Here is a 19,504-nt window from a genome sequence, read left to right on the forward strand (position 1 = left end):
CTGCAACGCGTCGCGGGGCGGTCATGTGGCGTGGTCCGGTCCGGCGATCGCGATCGCCTCGCCTCCCACGATAGAATCACACGACCAAGCGAACTCGGTCGTGATCTGGGGGCGCTTATACCCTGAGTTCCAATTTGACAAGTGAGTTGAGTGCGGCGCTACTCGGCCGCTGCATGGCGCGCGCCGGTGCCGTCACGGCCCATCTCCTCGAAAACCCAGTCGCGAAACGCGCCGATCATCGGATCGCCGGCACGCGCGGCCGGGTAGGCGACCGAATAGATCGTCACAGGCATTGTTACCGCATCGAACAGGCGGATCAGCCGACCTGACTCGATCGTATGACGCACCATCATGTCATAGGCCAGCGCGACCCCCTGCCCCTGCTCGGCCGCAGTGGTTGCCAGTTCGCAATTGGGAAAGACCGGCCCGCGCGGCAAGGACGGAGGCGCGACCCCGGCAGCAGTGAACCATTCCTCCCAGGCGTCCAGCACCTCGTCATGCATCAACGTCAACCGCCCGAGGTCCGCCGGTGCCTGCACGTTCTCGCGCCTGGCCAGCTGCGGGCAGATGACCGGATAGCGCCAGCTCGTCATGAACGGTTCGGTCACAACACCGGGCACGGGATCATCGGCCCACTGGATGACGCAATCCGACTCGTTGGTGGCAAAGTCGGTCGAGGGCGCCCCGGTCGACACCTTGAGCCGCACGCGATCGCCGAAGGACAACCGCGACAGCCGCGGCACCAGCCAACGAGCCGCGAAGCCCGGCGTGCAGAGCAAGCGAAACGGTCGCTCTCCGGCCTCCTTCACTGATCGCGTCGTCTCGTCGAAGGCGTCCAGCAGACCGGTCAGGCGCCCCGAGTAGCCGCGCCCGGTCAGCGTCAGGGCAATCGCGTTGCCCCGTCGTTCGAACAGCTTGGTATCTAGATATTCTTCGAGCGCGCGGATCTGGTGACTGACAGCCGAAGGCGTCAGGCACAGCTCATCGGCTGCGGCCTTGAAGCTGACGTGACGTGCCGCGGCCTCGAAGGCGCGAACCGCGGCAAAGGGTGGAAACCTGCGGGCCATCGTTGAATTCCCTTCAACGGAGCATGAAAAACCGTCTTTTGCGCATGACGCAACGGCAGCCTAGCATCCTTGGCATCCACAATCAAAACCCCCGGAGGCCGACATGAGGCTGACCCACCGCTTTGGCGCGCCTATGGCGTGCGCCCTCTCAATGCTTGCCTGCTCGACCAGTAGCGCCGCCGCTGCGGAAGCGGACCTGTTGGCCTGGCGCGATGCCGAAACGCTTCCCGCGCTCGTCGCGCAGCTCGAGGACTGGCTTGACGCCAACACCGCCCTGCCCCGCCGGGATACCGCCCCCGAGATCCGCCTTGTCTCGCAGGCCCGCGCGGCCTCGATGGGAACCGCCCGCCACGCCTCGCAAGAGGGGATGGCGCGCGGCATCTACGACACCGAGACAGAGGTGGTCTATCTTGTCAGCCCCTGGGACAAGCGCGACCCGCGGGACGTGAGCGTCCTGCTGCACGAGCTGGTGCATCACCGGCAGGCGGAGGCCGGGCATTGGTACTGCCCGGGCGCACAGGAAGAGCCGGCCTACCGCCTTCAGGATGAATGGCTGTCCGGGATGGGCCTTGCGGCAGACATCAACTGGATCGCTGTCGTGCTGGAATCGTCCTGCACCCCGCGTGACATCCACCCGGACTGAAAAAGGGCGCCCGAAGGCGCCCCTGATCTTTCCACGATGTTTGGCAGTTTACTGCTTGGTCACCTGGGTGAATTCCAGCTCGACCGGGGTCTCGCGGCCGAAGATCGACACCGACACCTTGAGGCGCTGGTTGTCCTCGTCGACTTCCTCGATCATGCCGTCGAAATCCTCGAACGGGCCGTCGTTGACCTTGACCCGCTCGCCGATCTCGAAGTGGATCAGGGTGCGCGGGGTCTCTTCGCCTTCCTGGACGCGGTTGAGGATCGCGTTGACCTCGGCGTCGCGCATCGGCATCGGGCGGCCCTGCGGACCGAGGAAGCCGGTGACCCGGTTGATCGACTGGATGAGGTGGTAGCCGCGGTCCGACATCTCCATCCGCACCAGCACGTAGCCGGGCATGAAGCGCCGTTCGGTCGTGACCTTCTTGCCGCGACGGACCTCGATCACCTCTTCGGTCGGGACCAGCACCTCTTCGATCTCGTCCGTGAGGCCGTTTTCCTCGGCCGAGGTCCGGATCTGCTCTGCCACTTTCTTTTCGAAGTTCGACAGCACGCTCACGGAATACCAACGTTTGGCCATGGCGACATTCGTCCTCGTTCTGGTGCGCGTTCCCTCGGGGAACAAAAAATCGGCGCGCAACTTGATTCGCCGCGCGCCTTGGAATGATGGCTGGTCTCGTAGCGCCCCGGGGACCGAAGATCAACCCTCGGGCGCGGCCTGCATGGCTCAGCCGAAGAGGTCGAGCACGCCGGTCAGCCCGGTGCGGATCAGAAGGTCCACGAGGGCAAAGAAAATCGCTGTCAGCGTCGCCATGATGAAGACCATGACGGTGGTCAGCAGCACTTCGCGGCGGGTCGGCCAGGAGATCTTGGCGACTTCGTCGCGGGTCTGCTGGACGAACTGGAGGGGGTTGGTGCGGGCCATGCGAAAGGTTCCTTGCGTGTCCGGGGGCAGATACGCCGAACGGGCCGCGAATTCAAGGCCCGCTTGCGCCCCGGGCGGTCAGGCCGAGCGATGCAGCCGGTTCAGAGGCTCGCCCGCGGGCAGTTGCGGTTCCGAGAAGTCGGGCAGCATGACCCTGTCCTGCCACCTGCCGGGCAGCCGGGCCAGAAAGCTTTCAAGCCGGCCCACGTTGCGTTCGGCCCGGGCGCGCAGCTCCTCCTGCGTCCCGGGGGCGCGGGCCTCGCGCCCTGCCAGCCAACGCGCGCCGATCGCCTCGACACGGTCATGGCCGAGCATCAGCCAGATGCCGAGCCCCAGCCAAACGGCAAAGAACACCACGCCGACCACGGCCCAGAAATACAGGTAGATGACCGCGAGGAACACCAGCAGCCCGGCATGCCTTGGACGCAGCCGGAAGCGCGCGGGGGCGGTCCCCTCTTCGCGCTGCACCGCCCGCTCCTCGGCGCGACTGAGCCGCCCCGGCCCGGCAATGCGCGAACTGCGGCGGCGCGAGACATCGGGCGCGACCGGCGCGTCCTCGCCCGGTTCGGGCAGGTCTTCCCAGCTGCGCGGCGCCTGCGCCCAGCGACCGACGCGGATCGGCGCCTCGGGCTGCAGGAAATCGAGCTCGGGAAAGGACAGGTCCTCGATCACGGCGCGGATCTTCTTCGCGGTCGAGACGGGCGCCGCCGCCTGGGCCGACGCCTTCGGAGCCTCGGGCACGCCCGCATCATAGGGGTCGCGCGACTGCTCCTTCATCAGCGCCGCAACGGCCGAGCGAATGGCGCCTTCGTCCGGCGTATCCTGGTCTTCCGCTTGATCGAGCGCCATCCCGGCTATCCTTTTCGCGCCCCTGAACCCTGGCGAAACGAACCGTCGGCCGGGAACATTGGCCGTCGATTCTTTCCAACGCAATTTCAGCGATTAACCTTAATGACAAAGGGGGCCAAAATATGACGCGACCGCGACACGACCAAAAGATGTGCGTCGGTGGGGCTGTTTCCTGATGTCGGGAGGATGGCAGGGGCAGCAGGGTTCGAACCCGCGACCTACGGTTTTGGAGACCGTCGCTCTACCAGCTGAGCTATACCCCTGTGGTGGTGCGCTGCTTAGATTCTTTCGGGCAGAGCGTCAATCCGGTTATCACCCAGGTTATCAGTTTCTCGCTTCGTGCTCGTTCTGCTCACGGCGTCCTCCAGATCTTTCGGTCATCGGCGGCTGTGCGCCCGCGCATGCCCTCACCGGCCAAGTCAGCAAAATTGATCACCATCGCTTTCGCGTTGTGTCCGTTTGACGACAAGATCTCGTCGTCGCATCCGGCCCATGCCAGCTCAATGACGCCCCGACACCAAAGCCCATGCCGATCGAACTCAATGAGGCGCCCCTGGATTTGTGGACGCTCTTGGGTGCATCGACCTGTTCCACAACCCCAAGCGCAAGCAAAGGCACAATGGCATTCTGTCGCCCGCTGATTCCCCGGATCAGACGGCCGAAACCAAGCAAGGCAGGTGCCTGCAAACCTGCGGGCACCTCGAGACAGGACTGCGTCGAGGGTCTCCGGGCCTGAATGACAGCCCTGCGCCTGAACTTGCCTTGGCGGCATTGTGGACAGTGCCCATCGGAGCCACCGCAGAAGACAGCCACATCGGTTTGCCAACCACCGCGTCCTGCCTTAGTGGCGCGGATGTGCCCGATGGTCCTCGAGGATCAATTCGGCAGCACGCGCACCAAAGGCCATCGCCGGGCCGTTGGTATTGCCCGACACGGTGGTGGGCATGGCCGAACAATCGACGACGCGCAGCCCGTCGACACCGTGGACGCGGCAGCGCCCGTCGGTCACGGAGGTGTTCGGATCCAGACCCATGGCACAACTGCCCGACCCGTGCAGGCCTGGGCTCATCATCCATTTCAGTTCCTCGATCAGATCGGCGTCGGACTGAACGGCGGCACCGGGAATCCGCTCGGCCCCGACGAAGGGGCGCAGGGCCTCGGAACCGGCCAGTCGCCGCAGCAGGCGGACAAGCTCCACCGCCTTGCGCCGATCCCCGTCCTCACGCCACCAGCCGGCATCGACCACCGGCATGGCCAGCGGATCGCGCGACGCGATCTCGACCGAGCCGCGACTGTCCGGCCGCAGGTGAAAGCCCGCGAACATGATCCCCGGCTCTGGCGAGACCGGCCCCCGCCCCGGTTCCAGCTTGCGCTCCCGCGAGGAGCGCATCGCGAAAGGCGTGACCCCCAGCTGCATGTCGGGCCAGCTGCGATCCCCATCCGACGCGTACAGCATCGTCAGCGGCACACCGACCCGGCTCATCAGACCCCTTTGCCCGGCAAAATACTGCAGCGCGTTGCGGTAAAGCCGCCAGCCGGTATATTCCCGGTTCAGCCCCGGATCGTTGCGCAAATCATAGGTCAGCGTGACCATCTGGTGATCTGTCAGGTTGCGCCCGACGGTCGGCAGGTCGCGCAGGACCTCGATCCCGTGTTGCGCAAGAAGCGCGCCCGGACCGATCCCCGACAATTGCAGCAGTTTCGGCGACTGGTAGACACCGGCCGACAGGATCACCTCGCGTCCTGCGCGCAGGGTTTCGCGACCGGCCCCGCGCAGGATCTCGACCCCGGTGGCGCTCCCCTGCTCGATCACGACGCGGGCCACCTGCGCGCCGCTGCGCACGGTCAGGTTGGGCCGCCGAAGCGGCGCCACGAACGCGGCATGGGCCGACACGCGCCGCCCCTTCGGATCGATCGTGTGCTGGGTCCAGCCCACGCCATCGGCGCCGGGGGTGTTGATGTCGTCACGAAAGGGCAGCCCGATCGACTTTGATGCCTCGATCGTTGCGCGCATGACCGGCGTGTCCAACACGGACTGGCTGATCTGCAGCGGGCCATCGGTGCCGCGCGACGGGTCGGCGCCCGGGGCGGTGTAGCATTCGATCTGTCGAAAGCAGCGCTCGACCGACGCCCAGTCCCAGTCGGACAGGCCCATGTCGCGCCAACCGTCATAGTCGCGGGGCAGGCCGCGCAGATACCACATGCCGTTCACGGCGCTGGACCCGCCCAGGCCACGCCCGTAATTCCAGCTTTCGGGGCCGCGATCCAGCTGGTCACGCACCGGGAATTGCCAGTAATAGCGCGGATTTCCGGCCAGCTTCATGAACCCGGCGGGCATCTTGATAAAGGGGTGGCGGTTGGCGCCGCCTGCTTCCAGCAACAGGACACGGATGCCCGGATCCTGGCTGAGCCGATTGGCCAGAACGCACCCCGCGGAGCCGGCTCCGACGATGATGTAATCATAATCGCTCATGTCCGGCCGTCCTGCGCCAAGGTGGTATCGGGGTCGAGCAGGCGACGCAGGTAACCTTGTTGCGCCGCAACCATTTCGAAACCGCTGCCGTGCGAGGTGATGTGCCCCTCCCATTCGCAGGACAGATCGCCTTGCCAGCCTGCCGCGATGAACGGCGCAAGGTTGGCCGCGGTGTCGATGGCGGGGTCTTCCTGCGTTTCGGGGTCGCAATCGTAGAACTTGGCGTGCAGATGCAGCACCTGCGGCATGATCTCGGACCAGCGGGCCGGATTGCCGCGCCCGATGATGCCGAAAATCAACGAGATGTCCGATACCAGCTGCGGGTCGATCCCGGCGTCGGCGCACCAGTCGGCAAAGGCGGCCATGCGGTCGGGCGGGGTCAGCGCATCGTCGTGCCACAGCTCTGTCGCGCAATCCAGAACCGCTTGCGGGGCGCCCAGATCCTCGCGGAAATGGGCGATCTGCACCTGCGGCACGGCGCGCGCAGCCGCGCCAAAGTCGGGGATAAAGCCCAGAAGGGGCGATTTCACCTGTTCGAACATCTCGCGGTACCCCTCAATCACCGGGTGGTCCAGGAACAGCGGGGCGTGGACTTCCAGCCCCATGCGCATGTCCAGCGATTCCGCCAGCGGCACCAGCGCCCGGATCACCGCAGGAGTGGCCGCGTGCTGGAAGCGTACCAGCGAAAACCCCAGCCGCCGTGCTGATCGCATCTGGCGGGCGTGGAATGCGACAAGCTCCTCGTCGGACACCGCCTGGCCGGGGCGCAGAAACCGGTCTGCGGTGATGCCCAGGCAGGTCGCCGTCAGCCCCGCGGCCTGAACGGCGTCCCGAAACTGGCCGGCTTCGGCATCGGTGACGTCCGGAAAACTGCGAAAGCTTTGAAAGCCCACGGCTTCCAGGCCCGGCCCGAGGCCCAGCCGCCCGGTTTCGGCGATCAGATCCTTCAGATCATGGCTGCGCGCAAAGAACTCGTTGGTGAAGCTGTACAGCGATACGCCCAGCCGGATTCCGTGTGCCGGGCTCATGCCGCGCGCATCCTGCTTTGGCCGATGGCGCTGCGGTGCAGGGTCTCGGCGTAAGGCGGGAAGAACGACAGCCGGACCACGCACTCATATGCGCGGCCGGGTGCGGGATCGGACCAGGGCGCGGCAATCTCCATCGTGTCGGTGAGGAACCAGTATTCCCCCGTCAGATCGGCCATGTCCCCCAGCGGCCGGGTGCGGCCGTTCAGCGAAAAGCTCAGCCGATCGGCGTCGATCTCGACCCCGTCGATCGACAGCCCGTCTATGCGGATCACCGACAGCGGCAGCGACTGATACCACGGCAGACGCAGGCCCAGGCTCAGGGCGTTCGGCCGGGCCTTCAACGTATCGGGATCGATCAAAACGTCTGCGAGCATTCGCCCTCCTAGTGCCACCAGCATCCGGATTAGTGATATGAGTACAGATCAGTATGTTCCATAAAATACGACGTCAACACAAAATTTGAAGCGCGCTCATTTTCATGATATCCGAACAAATATCATATTTCATTAGGTCAAAAATAGTTCTTGACAGAAATAAATGATCCAACTTAGCGTAAAAACACAAAACTGAGCACGCTCCAAAAATGCTCGCACCGCAACTGGGAGAAAGCAAAATGACATACCACCGCCACGTCTTGGGCATCTCGGTCTCGGCCGGCCTGATGCTTTCCTCGGCCCTGCCGTCACTGGCGCAAGAGGCGTCGCTGCGCCTTGTCGCACCCGCCAGTGCGGTGGGTGACGCGTTGCAGCAGCTGGCCGACGCCTATGCCGCCGCACATGACGGCGTGCGCTTCACGGTCCAGAAATTCCCCTCGGGCGACAATTACGGCCAGGCAGTGATCACGCAGATCCAGTCCGGATCGGCCCCGGACCTGATCTATACCAATGCGGGTTACGGCAGCCTGGAATCGCTGATGCCCCTGGGCCAGGCCGGTCACCTGGCCGATCTGTCGGGCGGCGCCTGGGTCGCGAACTTTCCCGACAGCGCACATGACGTCTATTACGATGGCGACAACCTCTACGGCCTGCCTTTGTCGCTGACGTCGGTCGGGTTGATCCACAATACCGCGATGCTGGAAAAGCTGGGCATCGCCTATCCCGAAACCGAAGAGGATTTCTTTGCCGCCTGCGCAGCGGCGGCCGAGCAGGGCGCGAGCTTTTCGGCCGCGTCCGGGGCCTTCCCCTATTACATCGTCGAAACGATCGCGGCCTCTAAGGTGTATACGGAAACGCCTGACTGGAACGCCAAGCGCCGCGACGGAGAGGTCACCTTTGCCGAAACGCCCGGCTGGACGGCCACGTTCGAGACGTTCAAACGGATGGCCGACGAGGGCTGTTTCCAGCGCGGCTTCGAAGCGGCCAGCGTACCGGACCTGTTTGCCGCCATGGCGGGCGAACTGGCGGCGTCGAATGTCGGCCCGGTCACCCTGGGCGGTGCAGTCCTGCGAATGAACCCGTCCCTGTCGCTGGAAATCGGTCCCTGGCCGGCAGGCGATCAGACCGTCGCGCTGGGGTTCTACAACGATGCGCTGTCCGTGGCCGCTACGTCGCAGCACCTCGACGTGGCGCTGGATTTCGTTGGCTGGCTGGCCGAGCCCGAGCAGCAGCGCGCCTTCAACGGCATCACCGGAGGTGTGTCCCCTGTAGATGTGACCGAGGGCACCTACCCGGCCATGATCGCGCGGCTGGCCCCGTATTACAGCGCGGGCGAGATCGTGGGCCTGCCGCATACCGGCTGGACCAAGCTGGAAGTGCGCGATGCGTTGAACCGTGGCGCCACGCAGATCGTGACGGGTCAGGCCACCATCCCCGACGTGCTGGCCGCCATGGATGCGGCCTGGGGCGCCGCCGAGTAATCTGGACCGTCCCCGGCGCCGCCAAGCAGTGCCGGGGACGCACGCGACCAGCCGTTACGGCAAGCACGTGCAGATCTGTTAGACTGGCGGTGACGCCCACCATGACTTGAAAGTCCGTTCATGTTGTCCCCAACTGCGGCCCGCGCCCCCCTGAGCTGGGCGATCCCTGCGATCGTCATCATGTTGCTGTTCCATTACGCGGCCTTCGTGGCCGGCGGGTGGTACGCCTTTACCGACTGGAACGGGCTGACCCGCCCGAATTTCGTGGGGCTCGACAATTTCCGCAGGGTCCTGACCAGCGAAGAGGCCCGATCGGCCCTGGGCAACACCCTGTTCCTGACGGTGTTCTACGTCACCCTGTCCAATGCCATCGGGCTTGGGCTGGCGATGCTGCTCAACGGCTCGCTGCGCGGGCGCAATGCCCTGCGGGTGCTGTTCTTTGCCCCGGTGGTGATGAGCCCGCTGGCCGTGTCCTATGTCTGGAAGTTCATCTTTGCCGTCAACGGCCCGATCAATGCCGGGCTGGAGGGGGTCGGGCTCGACTCTGCGACGCGCGTCTGGCTGGGCGACCCCGATACCGCGATCTGGGCGGTTCTGGTGGTCATGGTCTGGCAGTTCTCGGGGCTGTGCATGGCCTTTTACCTCGCCGGGTTGCAGGGCATCCCCGATGAAGTGCTGGAAGCTGCGGAAATCGACGGTGCATCGCGCTGGCGCCGGTTCAGGAAAATCATCTTTCCGCTGCTGGCACCTGCCGCCACCGTGTCGATCGCCCTGCCCACGATTTTCGGCCTGCGCACCTTCGACCAGGTCATCGCGTTGACGTTTGGCGGGCCGGGCTATGCCACCGAAACCCTTGCCACACAGATTTTCAAGCAGACCTTCGGCTTTGGCCGCTTCGGCTACGGCGCCGCCTTTGCGCTGGTGCTGACGGCCCTCGTGCTGGTCGTCTCGTCGATCCAGCTGATCGTTCTGCGTGCCAGAGAGGACCGCCTGTGACCCGCTCTCCGTTTGCCATGTACGGCCGCGAACTGGGTGCGCTTGCGCTCGCCCTGCTCTGGTGCGTGCCGTTCTATTACCTGGCCATCGTGTCGCTGAAACCCACCACCGAGATCTTTGCCGATCCGGTCGGGTTTCCCGACAGGCTGGAATTCGCCAACTACGCCGAGGCCTGGGCCGGCACCATGGGCGTGAGCCTGGGCAAGGCGATGCTGAACAGCCTGATCGTGACCGTGGGCTCGGTGCTGTCGGTGATCCTGATCGGCTCGGTCACGGCCTATGTCATCGCCCGCAACGGACGCCGCATGGGCACCCTGATGTATTTCTTCTTCGTGGCGGGGATCATCCTGCCGCACCAATTGTCGGTGGTGCCGCTGTATTCGGCGATGCGCCAGATCGGGCTGGTGGGCAATCACCTGGGCCTGATCGTGCTGTATTCGGGCCTGATGACGCCGATGTCGGTGTTTCTCTATTCCGGCTTCGTGCGCACATTGCCCGCCGATTATGAGGAAGCGGCCGAAGTGGATGGGGCCAGCCGGGGCCGGATCTTTCGCATGGTGATCTTTCCCCTGCTCGCGCCCGTGACCGGGACCGTTGCGGTGATGGTCGGCATGGTCGTCTGGAACGACTTCTTCATACAGCTCATCTTCCTGTCGGGCAGCCCTGCCCAGACTCTCCCGGTGGCGATCTACGGCTTTGTCGGGGAGTTCTCGGCGCGGTGGAACCTCGTGTTCGCGGCGGTCTTCGTGTCGATCGCGCCCATCCTCGCCTTCTACCTCTTCGCGCAACGCCAGCTGATCCAAGGCTTTACCGGCGGCATCAAGTAACGGAACACCCAATGGCCAAGATCCAATTCGACGGCGTCGGCAAACGCTATGACAACGGCGCGCACGCGGTGCGCGACCTGAACCTGACCATCGAGGATGGCGAGTTCATGGTGGTGGTCGGCCCTTCGGGCTGCGGCAAGAGCACGGCATTGCGCATGGCCGCCGGACTTGAACCCATCACCGAAGGCCGCCTGCTGTTCGACGGCCACGAGGTCAACGCCTTGTCGGCCCGCGACCGGGACGTGGCGATGGTGTTCCAGAATTACGCGCTCTATCCGCATATGACGGTGTCCGAGAATATCGCCTTTCCGCTGGCCAGCCGCGGCATGGCCAAGGACGAGATCGCGCAGCGCGTCGCCCGCGCGGCCGAGACGCTGGGCCTGACCGAGTATCTGTCGCGGCGGCCCAAGGCCCTGTCCGGCGGTCAGCGCCAACGCGTCGCCATGGGTCGCGCCATCGTGCGCGATCCGCGACTGTTCCTGATGGACGAGCCCCTGTCGAACCTTGACGCCAAGCTGCGCAACCAGATGCGGGCCGAGATCATCGGCCTGCAAAAGACCCAGGGCGTGACCACGCTGTACGTGACCCATGATCAGACCGAGGCGATGACGATGGGCGACCGGATTGCGATCATGCGGGGCGGCGTGCTGCAGCAGGCCGGGGCGCCGCGCGACTTGTATGATCACCCGGCCAACCTGTTCGTGGCGGCCTTTATCGGCTCGCCCGCCATGAACCTGTTCCAGGCCGACCTTCGGTTCACCGACTCCGGCCCGGTGCTGGTCACCTCCGGCGGCACGCTGGAACTGGGCCCGGGCGCCGCCCTTCCCGCGCGCGCGCGCGACCACGACAACCGGACGGTCGTGGTCGGGTTGCGGCCCGAACATCTGTCGCTTGGTGACGGGCCCGGCCCGTCGCTTGCGGCAACCCTGACCCTGACCGAGGAACTGCCGCCCGAGAAATTGCTGCACACGCTGATCACGGCCGAAACGCCGATGACCGACCAGGTGGTCGCGGTCGCCGCGGACGTGGATGCCAGCGCGGTCGGCGATCTGGCGCAGGATGCGCGGGCGCACCGGTCGCGCCTTGTCGCACGCCTGCCGGTCGACACGCCGGTGCCGGCATCTGGACCGCTGGACTTGCGGTTCGATCCGGCACGGCTGCACCTGTTCGATGCCCGGGATGGACAAGTCATCCGCTAGGCTGCCGTGGGACTTTCGTTGCGCGCAAAATCGCCGTAGATCCTTTGAATGGGCATTTGAGGACAGATCGAGCCGTGAGCAAGCCGACCCGAAAGACGACCGCGCAGGCGGATGGTGAGACCCGGCCGCGCACGGGACGGGCCAAGCTGGAACGTCAGAAGCGGATCCGCGAGGCGTCGCGGGCCCTGTTCATGTCGAAGGGCTACGAAGAGACCACGGTGCGCGAGATCGCGCACCTGGCCAATGTCGCGCAGGGAACATTGTTCCTGTACGCCAGTTCCAAGCGCGACCTGTTGTTCATGCTGTTCAACGAGGTGCTGGAAGATGCCACCAGCGATGTCCAGGACCTGGCCGAGGCCGATATTTCCATCATGGAATATCTCATGCACATTTCGCTGGACCACCTTGTTAGGTTGACCGACGACCTCGTGATCGCCCGCGACGCCCTGGCACATCTGAACAATTACGACCGGTCCGAGCAATCCACGCGCTTCCGCGAGATCTACTCGAGCACCACCGGCGCCATTTCGCAGCGATTTGCCCGGGCCGCCGAGGCCGGAGAATTGCGACCGGACCTGGATGCCGATGCCATGGCCTCCATGGCGCAGGCGCTGATCATCGAGATGTACCGAAATTACATCTGGGCCGATATTCCCGACATTCGCGGGTCGATGCGGCGGATCTTCAAACAGATCGAGGTGATGCTGCGCGGGTTGGACGCAAACGCCGGCGCCCTCGCCATCAAGTCGGAAAAACTGCGCGACTGGAAATCCTGACGATCCGGGCCTGTCGCCCGGGTCCACATGCGATCTCTTGCAGGTTTTAGGCGCGCCGGCCCCGGTCACGCCACAGGGTTCGTGGCGCATCGGTGCGACACCTGGACCGCGACTCCTGTTGGCTCTCGGGGATGGGGGCTTGTCCCACCTCTTCCATCATCTCAACACCTTGGCCGGGGTTTTTCCTGCCGAGACATTTCCTTGGCGGTGCGTCGAGGCAGTCGCAGAACCGATTCAGATCTTGATCCGAGCCGGCCGCGAGATCACGGCGCCGTGGCAGCCAGCGCCGCACCCGGCGGTTGGTGTTCCAGACGGCTCGTGCTTGCCAGGGCGAGGAGGCACCGAAGAACCACGGTTGGGTCCCGAGTTCTGCCAGGAGCTGCGGCCAGCTGACGAACCCGGTGCCGCGATCTGACCCAAGCCGACCCTCCCGGCCGGACCGGCGCAAGCGTCGGCAACCACGCGCGTCACGCCTTCGTCTTTGACAGCACCAGCAACGTCATCATCCCGATCGGCGGCAGGGATGTCTGCATCTCGACCGCGAGGTCGGGTTCCTTCAAGACCGTCTCGATCTCGAAATCCGAATGCCACCCAAGCAGGTTCGACAAGGGCGCCGCAGCCTGTTCCACCCTCGACAGCAGCCCATGATCCCGCTTGAAATGGTTGGTGATGACCACCTTGCCACCCGGTTTGCACACCCGTGCGATCTCGGACATGACCCGTTCCGGCTCCGGCACCACGGACAGCACGTGCATCGCGGCGATGGCGTCGAAGTGCCCGTCGGGGAAATCCAGCGTCCGGGCATCCATCTGCCGCAGCGCCACCACGTGCTTGAGGTCCAAGTCCCGCACCTTGGCCCGGGCCTTGGCCAGCATCTCTTCGCTGAAGTCGATGCCGGTCACCTCGAGGTCGGGCCGGTAATGCTGCAACGACAGCCCGGTGCCGACTCCAACTTCCAGCACCGTGCCGGATCGACCATTGATGTATTCGACGGCCTGCCGCCTGCCGACATTCGTAATCGCGCCGAACGTCCGATCGTAGACCGGCGCCCACCGCTTGTAAGAGCTTTGAACTGCCTTGATGTCCATCGCGATCCTCTGCGCCTCCTTCAGCGTCTTCTTTGGTCCAGCAAAGCCCAGATCACCGTGCCGATATAGGCCACGCACAGGGCGACCAGCGAAATCCAAGGGTGTATCAACACCGCGGCGGCAACCACGGCAAATCCGACAAGGAAGTACTTCACGTTGCGGCGCGAGATCTTCGATTTCTTGAACGACCAGGTCGGAATGCGGCTGATCATCAGGAATCCGACGCCGACCATGTAGACCGCGATCAATGGGCCGGGAAGGATCGGTGCATCCGAAAAGGCGAACGACAGGTACATCGGCAGCATGACCAGAAGCGCGCCCGCAGGCGCCGGAACGCCGACGAAATAGGCCGCGTCTGCCTTGGAGTCCTTTGCCTTGTCGCTCACGTTGAAGCGGGCCAGGCGCATGACGCCGCAGACCGCGTAGACGAGAACGGCCAGCCAGGCGGCGCTGGGCAGATCCTGCAGGACCCAGAAATAGACGATCAGACCGGGCGCGACCCCGAAGTTCAGAAAGTCGGCCAGCGAATCGAGCTCTGACCCGAACTTGCTGTCGCTTCCCAGAAGACGCGCCATCCGCCCATCCAGCCCGTCAAGGACCGCAGCGGCCAGGATCAACTGAACTGCCGTCACGAACTCCTCCCGAAAGCCTTCGCGAATGGCCGACAGCCCGGCACAGATCGCCGCGATCGTCATCATGTTCGGCAGCAGCTGGATCAGCGCGAACTCGTTCGGGGGTTTGTTCGGGGCGTCGGACATCGTGGTGCCCCCTCAGTCCCGGACCGTTTCGGACAGGTCGGCGATGACGGTCTCGCCGGCGATCATGGTTTGGCCGAGCGCGACCTGCGGGACCACGCCCTCGGGCAGGTAGACATCCAGGCGCGATCCGAAGCGGATCAGGCCGAACCGCTCGCCGGTCGCCAAGACGTTGCCTTCGCTGGTGAAACAGACGATGCGCCGTGCGACCAGGCCGGCGATCTGCACCACGGCCAGGTCACGCCCGTCTTCCATTTCGATCCGCAGCCCATTCCTTTCGTTGTCCGAGCTGGCCTTGTCGAGCGACGCGTTGAAGAACTTTCCAGGGCGATAGGCAATCTTCGTGATCCTGCCCGAGATCGGCACCCGGTTCACGTGGCAGTTGAAGACACTCATGAAGATGCTCACCCGGGTCAGCGCGGTGTCGGGCATTCCCAGCTCGGCCGGCGGCACCGCGGCCTCGATCAGCGAAACGATGCCATCGGCCGGGCTCACGACGAGGCCGGGACGCGCCGGGGTCACCCGCTCGGGGTCGCGAAAGAAGTAGTAGCACCAGATTGTCAGGCAAACGCCAATCCACCCCAGCAGTCCGGACACGAGGAACAGGGCGACGGTGATGATCGCGAAGATCGCGACAAAGCGCCGTCCCTCCGGGTGCATCGGCTTGATGAAGGTGTCACGCATACGCATTGTTCGCGGGTCTCCGGGTCGACTCTTGGCACCCCGATACGTCGTTGACCTTGGTCGGCAAGGCAAGAGGCAATTCCCCCCGCGCCGGATCCTCGCCGGCAATCGTGTGACACCTGGGTGGAACCGGGCCAAGATTTGCGGCATCCCCGGCGCGCAGGTCTTGCCGGATCTGTTCGGCCAGAACCCGGAGGGCGAGCAGATCTGCAACGTCACCGCCCCCTCCCGGCAGGATCCTGCGGATGCGCCTGCGGGGCAATGGACGGCCCCTGGCACACGAAATTGCCATGTCGCCATTGCCGACCGACGCGCTCGCGCTGTCATTCCGTCCCGCATGAATGCAAAGCCGAGGAGGACCATCACCGTCCGCGCCGCCGCGCGAAATGAAACTCTGCGCGCCTCCAGGTACCTCGGCCGAACCTCGTGGTGACGATGGAGGGGATCCCACCGCGGGAGCCGCATCGAGACGAAGATGCATTGTGTGCAGTGTCCGGGGCAGCGCCTCATGTCGCGGGACGTCAACCGCCATGTCGCGGCGCTTCGGCTCCGCATAGCGGTGCGCAACGGAACAGCCCCGCGTATCGTGGCCGCCGAGGTTCGTTCCGGCAAAGCATCAACCGGCTGTCATCGAAGGTTTCGGGTTGTCATCCCGCGCCCGGCCCCGGCTGCGGAACGGCCCGGACAAGGACCCCGCTCCGCCGGGCCGATCACAGTTCGTCGATGTCGATCTCGTCTATGTTCTCGTCGATATGCGCCCCGAGTTTCGCGGCGATGCGGGGCGCGGCCCGGCGCAGCAGCGCAGGGTCGAGCGTGATCCTGCGGCTCAGGTGCGACAGCTGCGCCTCGCTGTCCTTGAACTTGACGAACAACACCTGCGTCAGGCGCGCCCGGGCCGTCAGCTCGAACGCGGCAAGGTACATCACGGGAAACCCGCCCTCGGCCCCCACATGCACCACCTGGAACTGCGAGGCGTCCGCGCGCTGGCTCTTGCGTTCGAAGAAGGTGATCCAGGGCTGGGTGTCGGACTCCTGCAACTTGCCCAGCGACTCCAGCACCTTGACGATCATCGTCGCCGGCGCGACGGAGGCCCCGAGGAGCGCGGTCATGATGTCCAGCGCCGCGTTGTGCACCTCGAGGAAGGAGCCCGACACGGTTTGTCGGCTGGCGCCGCGGCTTTCGTCCAGCAGGCCAAGCCGACCCAGCGTGCCGGTATAGGCGGCATACCACGCCTTGGACCCGCCGCCGGTCACCCGCAGCACCTTGTCGGCAGCAAGCTGGGCCAGCAGGAAGACGTTCAGCACGGCCGAGCGCAGATCGGCATCGAAACCCGCGGCAAAGCTCGAGATCTGCGAACCGACCACAAAGGACTGCGCCGCGCCCGTGTAGGACGGCGGGGCCGCGGCCTCTTCGGATTCGAAGGGCGACGGAGGCGGCGGCGCCTCGATCTCCAGCGCGTCGACAAAGGCCAGGACGGCATCGGCATCATGGGTCATCAGGCAAATCCCTTGAAGTGATCGAGCAGGGCGGCGACATCGAGGATGCCGTAGCCGGCCAGCGGATGATGGGTGGCTCCGACGGGCCGCGAGGTGACCACGAGCCCGGATTTCAGCTGCTCGGCGTTCAGCTGGCGCCCGCCGGCCTTGGCGCGCTGCGACAGCACCAGCGCCAACGCGCCGGTCACGTGCGGCGCCGCCATGCTGGTTCCCGTTTTCGCCACCACCGCGTCCAGCGCGGGCTGGCCGCTCATGGCCGACACGACCTTGTGGCCCGGCGCGGCCAGGTCAGGCTTGAATTCGCCCGACCGCGTCAGCCCCTGGCTCGAGGACCGGTTCATGCGGATCGGCAGCTCCGCGTTGCTGGCGCCCACGCAGATCACCGTGCGCGCCGTTCCCGGGATCGACAGCGTCGCGGATTCGTCGGGCACCAGGAACCGGGTGGCCCGCACGCCGGTGCGCTCGGCCCAGAAGTGAAAGCGCTGGTCCTGGCTGCGGATGTCGCGGCCCTCGAGCTCGAGGGCCCAGGTCTGGCTGGAGCCGGTCGTCGGCGGCTGGCCCGCGCCCTGCCGGATGGTCAGCGCCAGTCGGTGATCGCCGTTGTCGCGGTGGCTCCGGGTCAGGCTGAGCTCGACCCGGGCGCCGTCGAGATCGGCCGCCGTGTCCGGGCTTTCGAAGGTCACCTGCTGCGTGGCGCGCCCCGAGGGGCCGATGACGCGGAAGGCCACGTCGTTGCGCGCATCGAACCAGCCCTCGAAGTAGTCGGTACGCTGCACGGTCGCGTCGCTGTCCCATTCGATCAGCTCCACGCCCTGGAACAGCGCTTTGCTGGCATGGCCCCGCTCGGCCCGCTCGTTCCCGGCGGATTTCACGATGACGATGCCCTCGTCCCGCCCGATCCCCGTGGCCATGTCAAAGGCGGCCTCGAGCAGGCTGGTCCCGTCATGGGCGCCGGCGTTCATGCCCTGGCTCACGTTGATCGCGATGGGCCGGATCCCGGGCGAGGACGGCAACGCGCCCTCGGCCACGCCCTTGAGGAACTGCACCGCGTCGACGTGGCTGACGGAATAGCCGATGCTTGTCGGGTCGTCCGTGGCATGGGCCAGCGCCGACATGACGACAACGATGCCGGCCTCGGGCGCCATGCCCGCGGGATGGGTACCAACGGCGCGCCCCGCCGCGATGCCGGCTACATGGGTGCCGTGGCCGCCCTGCCCCAGCCGGTCGGGATCGCGCAGGCGCCGGGGATGGCTGGGCGTTCCGGCGGCATGGTCGGCGATGAAGGCGTTGATCTCGTCAGCGAGATAGACGCGCCCGTAGCTCTGCGAAAAGACAGCCGGGTTCAGCGACCGCGGCGTCGCCCCACCCGAGCCGCGCTGGTCCCAGATGGCGACGATCCGCGTGGCCGTGCCCGTGGCATCGCGGAACGCCTGATGGAGGATATCGACGCCGGTGTCGACGATGCCCACCAGCGCCGCGTCGCCCTGCTCTGCGATCGGCGGCCGGTGCACGGCGGATCCGCCGGTGAACGGCATCGAGCTTTCGAGCTCGAGCACGCCCGCCTCGCGGCTGACCTCGATGCCCGAAACCCTGGGATGGTCGGCCAGCGCGACAAGGTCTTCGGCGGTGGCAAAGGCGGTGACGACCCGCTCGACCCGCGACCCGATCTCGAGGCCGGGCGGCGGGGCCCAGTCGCCCGAGCCGCGCAGGCGGATCAGGATGGGCTGGCGCTGCGCGGGCACCGGGTCCGGGGGCGCCCCGTGGCTGGTCGGCGCAATGCCCATCTCGAAGGGCGAGATTTCGGAGATGTCGAAATCGACGAAGGTCGGCGTGTCGCCACTGGCGGTGCGGGACCGCGGCCGCAGGTTCGCGACCGCCGCCCGCAGGTCCGGCACACCGGGCGGGAAGGCCATGGCCCGGGTCAGGTCGACATAGCGGCCGATCCGGTGCGCCGCGACCCCGATCACCTGCCCCTCGATGGCGGCGTTGAGGTCGTCGGCAAAGACCAGCGGCGCGCCCGTCTCCTCCTCGAGCACGAGCGGGCTGCCTTGGGCGATCTGGGCCGCCTGGTCCTCCTTCAGGCGCTCGATCTCGTTGACCAGCGCCGTGTATTCCGCCTCGTCCAGCGGCGGCGGGCCCGGGTCGTCCGAGAGCTCCGCCCGGGTGTCGGAGTCTTCCGGCAGGACATCCTCGGACAGGTCGCCGTAGCGGTCGAAGTGGAACAGCGCGCCGGTGTGCCGGAAGTACGGCGCGACCTTGGCGACGATGTCGTTCGCGTTGACGATGCGGGTGTAGCGGGCCCCGAAGAGCTGGTGCATCCGTTCGGCCGAGCGTCGCCCCAGCAGCCGGGGCTGGCCGAAGGTCACGAGGCCGGCCAGCCCCTTGTCGGCATGGGTGGCGGCCCCCAGCAGCGCCAGGGCCCCGCCCAGCGAATGGCCCGTGAACCAGATCGCCTTGCCGCCCGCCTGCGCCAGGACGCGGTCCACGATGTCCGAGGCCCGCGCCCAGCAGCCGACAAAGCCCGCATGGGCATCCCCGCCCAGCGGCGCGAACTCGGTCCAGCCGGCCCGCAGGTTGTCGCCCCAGTCGGCCAGGCCCTGCGTGCCGCGGAACGACACGATGATCACCGCGTCATTGGCGGCGACAAAACCCTGCGTCTCGCCGACCGAGAACGCCTGCCCGCGCATCTTCCAGGTATCGCGCAGCGTCTGCTGCAACCGCTCGGGCGGGTCGTAGGCCAGCCGCGACGCCTCGCACAGCGTGTAGGCAGTCTTCCAGGTGAAATGGCGCGTCGTCAGGGCCTTGGGGTCAATGGTCATGGAAACTCTCCGGACTTGGACATGC

At 65.9% G+C, this 19,504-nt stretch carries 18 protein-coding genes, 1 tRNA gene and 1 pseudogene; 7 read left to right on the top strand and 13 right to left on the bottom strand.

Annotated elements, in window-relative coordinates:
• Positions 1-158: 158 nt before the first annotated feature.
• Positions 159-1,067, bottom strand: coding sequence for a LysR substrate-binding domain-containing protein (locus tag MF270_RS23580; RefSeq protein WP_238368198.1), 909 nt, complete (start codon positions 1,065-1,067; stop codon positions 159-161).
• A 103-nt stretch (positions 1,068-1,170) separates the two neighbouring features.
• Between MF270_RS23580 and MF270_RS23585 the strand changes: the two genes are divergently transcribed.
• Positions 1,171-1,710, top strand: a complete 540-nt coding sequence (locus tag MF270_RS23585) for a DUF6647 family protein (RefSeq protein WP_336246053.1) — start codon at positions 1,171-1,173, stop codon at positions 1,708-1,710.
• Positions 1,711-1,758: 48 nt separating this feature from the next.
• On the opposite strand, the gene nusG is transcribed toward MF270_RS23585, so the two are convergent.
• The 7 genes from nusG to MF270_RS23620 form a co-directional block, all read right to left on the bottom strand.
• A complete protein-coding gene (gene nusG, locus MF270_RS23590; RefSeq protein WP_238368200.1) occupies positions 1,759-2,289 on the bottom strand; it encodes a transcription termination/antitermination protein NusG in 531 nt (176 codons plus the stop codon).
• A 147-nt stretch (positions 2,290-2,436) separates the two neighbouring features.
• Positions 2,437-2,634, bottom strand: a complete 198-nt coding sequence (secE, locus tag MF270_RS23595) for a preprotein translocase subunit SecE (RefSeq protein WP_238368201.1) — start codon at positions 2,632-2,634, stop codon at positions 2,437-2,439.
• Between the two features lie 78 nt (positions 2,635-2,712).
• A complete protein-coding gene (locus MF270_RS23600; RefSeq protein ID WP_238368202.1) occupies positions 2,713-3,483 on the bottom strand; it encodes a hypothetical protein in 771 nt (256 codons plus the stop codon).
• A gap of 187 nt (positions 3,484-3,670) precedes the next feature.
• Positions 3,671-3,746, bottom strand: a tRNA-Trp gene (locus MF270_RS23605).
• 578 nt (positions 3,747-4,324) lie between these two features.
• Positions 4,325-5,956 carry a GMC family oxidoreductase gene (locus tag MF270_RS23610; protein ID WP_238368203.1) on the bottom strand — a complete coding sequence of 544 codons (1,632 nt, stop codon included), beginning with the start codon at positions 5,954-5,956 and terminating at the stop codon, positions 4,325-4,327.
• Entirely contained in the window at positions 5,953-6,984 is a 1,032-nt protein-coding gene (locus tag MF270_RS23615) for a sugar phosphate isomerase/epimerase family protein (protein ID WP_238368204.1), read from the bottom strand. Before MF270_RS23615 ends, MF270_RS23610 begins: the two co-directional genes overlap by 4 nt.
• On the bottom strand, positions 6,981-7,358 hold the full coding sequence (locus MF270_RS23620; RefSeq protein WP_238368205.1) for a C-glycoside deglycosidase beta subunit domain-containing protein: 378 nt from the start codon (positions 7,356-7,358) through the stop codon (positions 6,981-6,983). The genes MF270_RS23615 and MF270_RS23620 overlap by 4 nt, the downstream gene beginning before the upstream one ends.
• Positions 7,359-7,597: 239 nt before the next feature.
• Between MF270_RS23620 and MF270_RS23625 the strand changes: the two genes are divergently transcribed.
• The 5 genes from MF270_RS23625 to MF270_RS23645 all read left to right on the top strand — a co-directional run bounded on the left by MF270_RS23625 (position 7,598) and on the right by MF270_RS23645 (position 12,637).
• Positions 7,598-8,839 carry an ABC transporter substrate-binding protein gene (locus MF270_RS23625; protein ID WP_238368206.1) on the top strand — a complete coding sequence of 414 codons (1,242 nt, stop codon included), beginning with the start codon at positions 7,598-7,600 and terminating at the stop codon, positions 8,837-8,839.
• Positions 8,840-8,959: 120 nt separating this feature from the next.
• A complete protein-coding gene (locus MF270_RS23630; RefSeq protein ID WP_238368207.1) occupies positions 8,960-9,835 on the top strand; it encodes a carbohydrate ABC transporter permease in 876 nt (291 codons plus the stop codon).
• Positions 9,832-10,662: a carbohydrate ABC transporter permease gene (locus MF270_RS23635; protein ID WP_238368208.1), complete on the top strand. Its 831-nt coding sequence runs from the start codon at positions 9,832-9,834 to the stop codon at positions 10,660-10,662. The genes MF270_RS23630 and MF270_RS23635 overlap by 4 nt, the downstream gene beginning before the upstream one ends.
• Before the next feature lie 11 nt (positions 10,663-10,673).
• Positions 10,674-11,861, top strand: a complete 1,188-nt coding sequence (locus MF270_RS23640) for an ABC transporter ATP-binding protein (protein ID WP_238368209.1) — start codon at positions 10,674-10,676, stop codon at positions 11,859-11,861.
• Positions 11,862-11,935: 74 nt separating this feature from the next.
• Positions 11,936-12,637, top strand: coding sequence for a TetR/AcrR family transcriptional regulator (locus MF270_RS23645; RefSeq protein ID WP_238368210.1), 702 nt, complete (start codon positions 11,936-11,938; stop codon positions 12,635-12,637).
• 467 nt (positions 12,638-13,104) lie between these two features.
• Here MF270_RS23645 and MF270_RS23650 read toward each other — a convergent pair whose 3' ends face one another.
• Genes MF270_RS23650 through MF270_RS23660 form a run of 3 tightly spaced genes read right to left on the bottom strand, consistent with a single transcriptional unit; the run spans position 13,105 to position 15,170 of the window.
• Positions 13,105-13,725, bottom strand: a complete 621-nt coding sequence (locus MF270_RS23650; RefSeq protein ID WP_238368211.1) for a class I SAM-dependent methyltransferase — start codon at positions 13,723-13,725, stop codon at positions 13,105-13,107.
• A gap of 20 nt (positions 13,726-13,745) precedes the next feature.
• Positions 13,746-14,483, bottom strand: a complete 738-nt coding sequence (gene pssA, locus MF270_RS23655) for a CDP-diacylglycerol--serine O-phosphatidyltransferase (protein WP_238368212.1) — start codon at positions 14,481-14,483, stop codon at positions 13,746-13,748.
• A 12-nt stretch (positions 14,484-14,495) separates the two neighbouring features.
• Positions 14,496-15,170: a phosphatidylserine decarboxylase gene (locus MF270_RS23660; RefSeq protein WP_238368213.1), complete on the bottom strand. Its 675-nt coding sequence runs from the start codon at positions 15,168-15,170 to the stop codon at positions 14,496-14,498.
• Positions 15,171-15,312: 142 nt separating this feature from the next.
• Between MF270_RS23660 and MF270_RS23665 the strand changes: the two are divergent.
• Positions 15,313-15,735 (top strand): annotated as a pseudogene (locus tag MF270_RS23665) (transposase); the annotation flags it as partial.
• 139 nt (positions 15,736-15,874) lie between these two features.
• Here the strand turns inward: MF270_RS23665 and MF270_RS23670 are convergent.
• Entirely contained in the window at positions 15,875-16,660 is a 786-nt protein-coding gene (locus tag MF270_RS23670) for a hypothetical protein (protein WP_238368214.1), read from the bottom strand.
• Positions 16,660-19,479: a S8 family serine peptidase gene (locus MF270_RS23675; protein ID WP_238368215.1), complete on the bottom strand. Its 2,820-nt coding sequence runs from the start codon at positions 19,477-19,479 to the stop codon at positions 16,660-16,662. The genes MF270_RS23670 and MF270_RS23675 overlap by 1 nt, the downstream gene beginning before the upstream one ends.
• Positions 19,480-19,504 lie beyond the last annotated feature (25 nt).

It is taken from the genome of Mesobacterium pallidum (genome assembly GCF_019966535.1).
Taxonomy (GTDB): Bacteria; Pseudomonadota; Alphaproteobacteria; order Rhodobacterales; family Rhodobacteraceae; genus Mesobacterium; species Mesobacterium pallidum.

Bases quoted from the DNA above. Each gene is read 5' to 3' on its own strand.
- MF270_RS23675 (WP_238368215.1), bottom strand. From the start codon at position 19,479: ATGACCATTGACCCCAAGGCCCTGACGACGCGCCATTTCACCTGGAAG.
- MF270_RS23600 (WP_238368202.1), bottom strand. From the start codon at position 3,483: ATGGCGCTCGATCAAGCGGAAGACCAGGATACGCCGGACGAAGGCGCC.
- MF270_RS23580 (WP_238368198.1), bottom strand. From the start codon at position 1,067: ATGGCCCGCAGGTTTCCACCCTTTGCCGCGGTTCGCGCCTTCGAGGCC.
- MF270_RS23585 (WP_336246053.1), top strand. From the start codon at position 1,171: ATGAGGCTGACCCACCGCTTTGGCGCGCCTATGGCGTGCGCCCTCTCA.
- MF270_RS23615 (WP_238368204.1), bottom strand. From the start codon at position 6,984: ATGAGCCCGGCACACGGAATCCGGCTGGGCGTATCGCTGTACAGCTTC.
- pssA (WP_238368212.1), bottom strand. From the start codon at position 14,483: ATGTCCGACGCCCCGAACAAACCCCCGAACGAGTTCGCGCTGATCCAG.
- MF270_RS23660 (WP_238368213.1), bottom strand. From the start codon at position 15,170: ATGCGTATGCGTGACACCTTCATCAAGCCGATGCACCCGGAGGGACGG.
- MF270_RS23650 (WP_238368211.1), bottom strand. From the start codon at position 13,725: ATGGACATCAAGGCAGTTCAAAGCTCTTACAAGCGGTGGGCGCCGGTC.
- MF270_RS23610 (WP_238368203.1), bottom strand. From the start codon at position 5,956: ATGAGCGATTATGATTACATCATCGTCGGAGCCGGCTCCGCGGGGTGC.
- MF270_RS23630 (WP_238368207.1), top strand. From the start codon at position 8,960: ATGTTGTCCCCAACTGCGGCCCGCGCCCCCCTGAGCTGGGCGATCCCT.
- MF270_RS23620 (WP_238368205.1), bottom strand. From the start codon at position 7,358: ATGCTCGCAGACGTTTTGATCGATCCCGATACGTTGAAGGCCCGGCCG.
- MF270_RS23625 (WP_238368206.1), top strand. From the start codon at position 7,598: ATGACATACCACCGCCACGTCTTGGGCATCTCGGTCTCGGCCGGCCTG.
- MF270_RS23670 (WP_238368214.1), bottom strand. From the start codon at position 16,660: ATGACCCATGATGCCGATGCCGTCCTGGCCTTTGTCGACGCGCTGGAG.
- secE (WP_238368201.1), bottom strand. From the start codon at position 2,634: ATGGCCCGCACCAACCCCCTCCAGTTCGTCCAGCAGACCCGCGACGAA.
- MF270_RS23640 (WP_238368209.1), top strand. From the start codon at position 10,674: ATGGCCAAGATCCAATTCGACGGCGTCGGCAAACGCTATGACAACGGC.
- nusG (WP_238368200.1), bottom strand. From the start codon at position 2,289: ATGGCCAAACGTTGGTATTCCGTGAGCGTGCTGTCGAACTTCGAAAAG.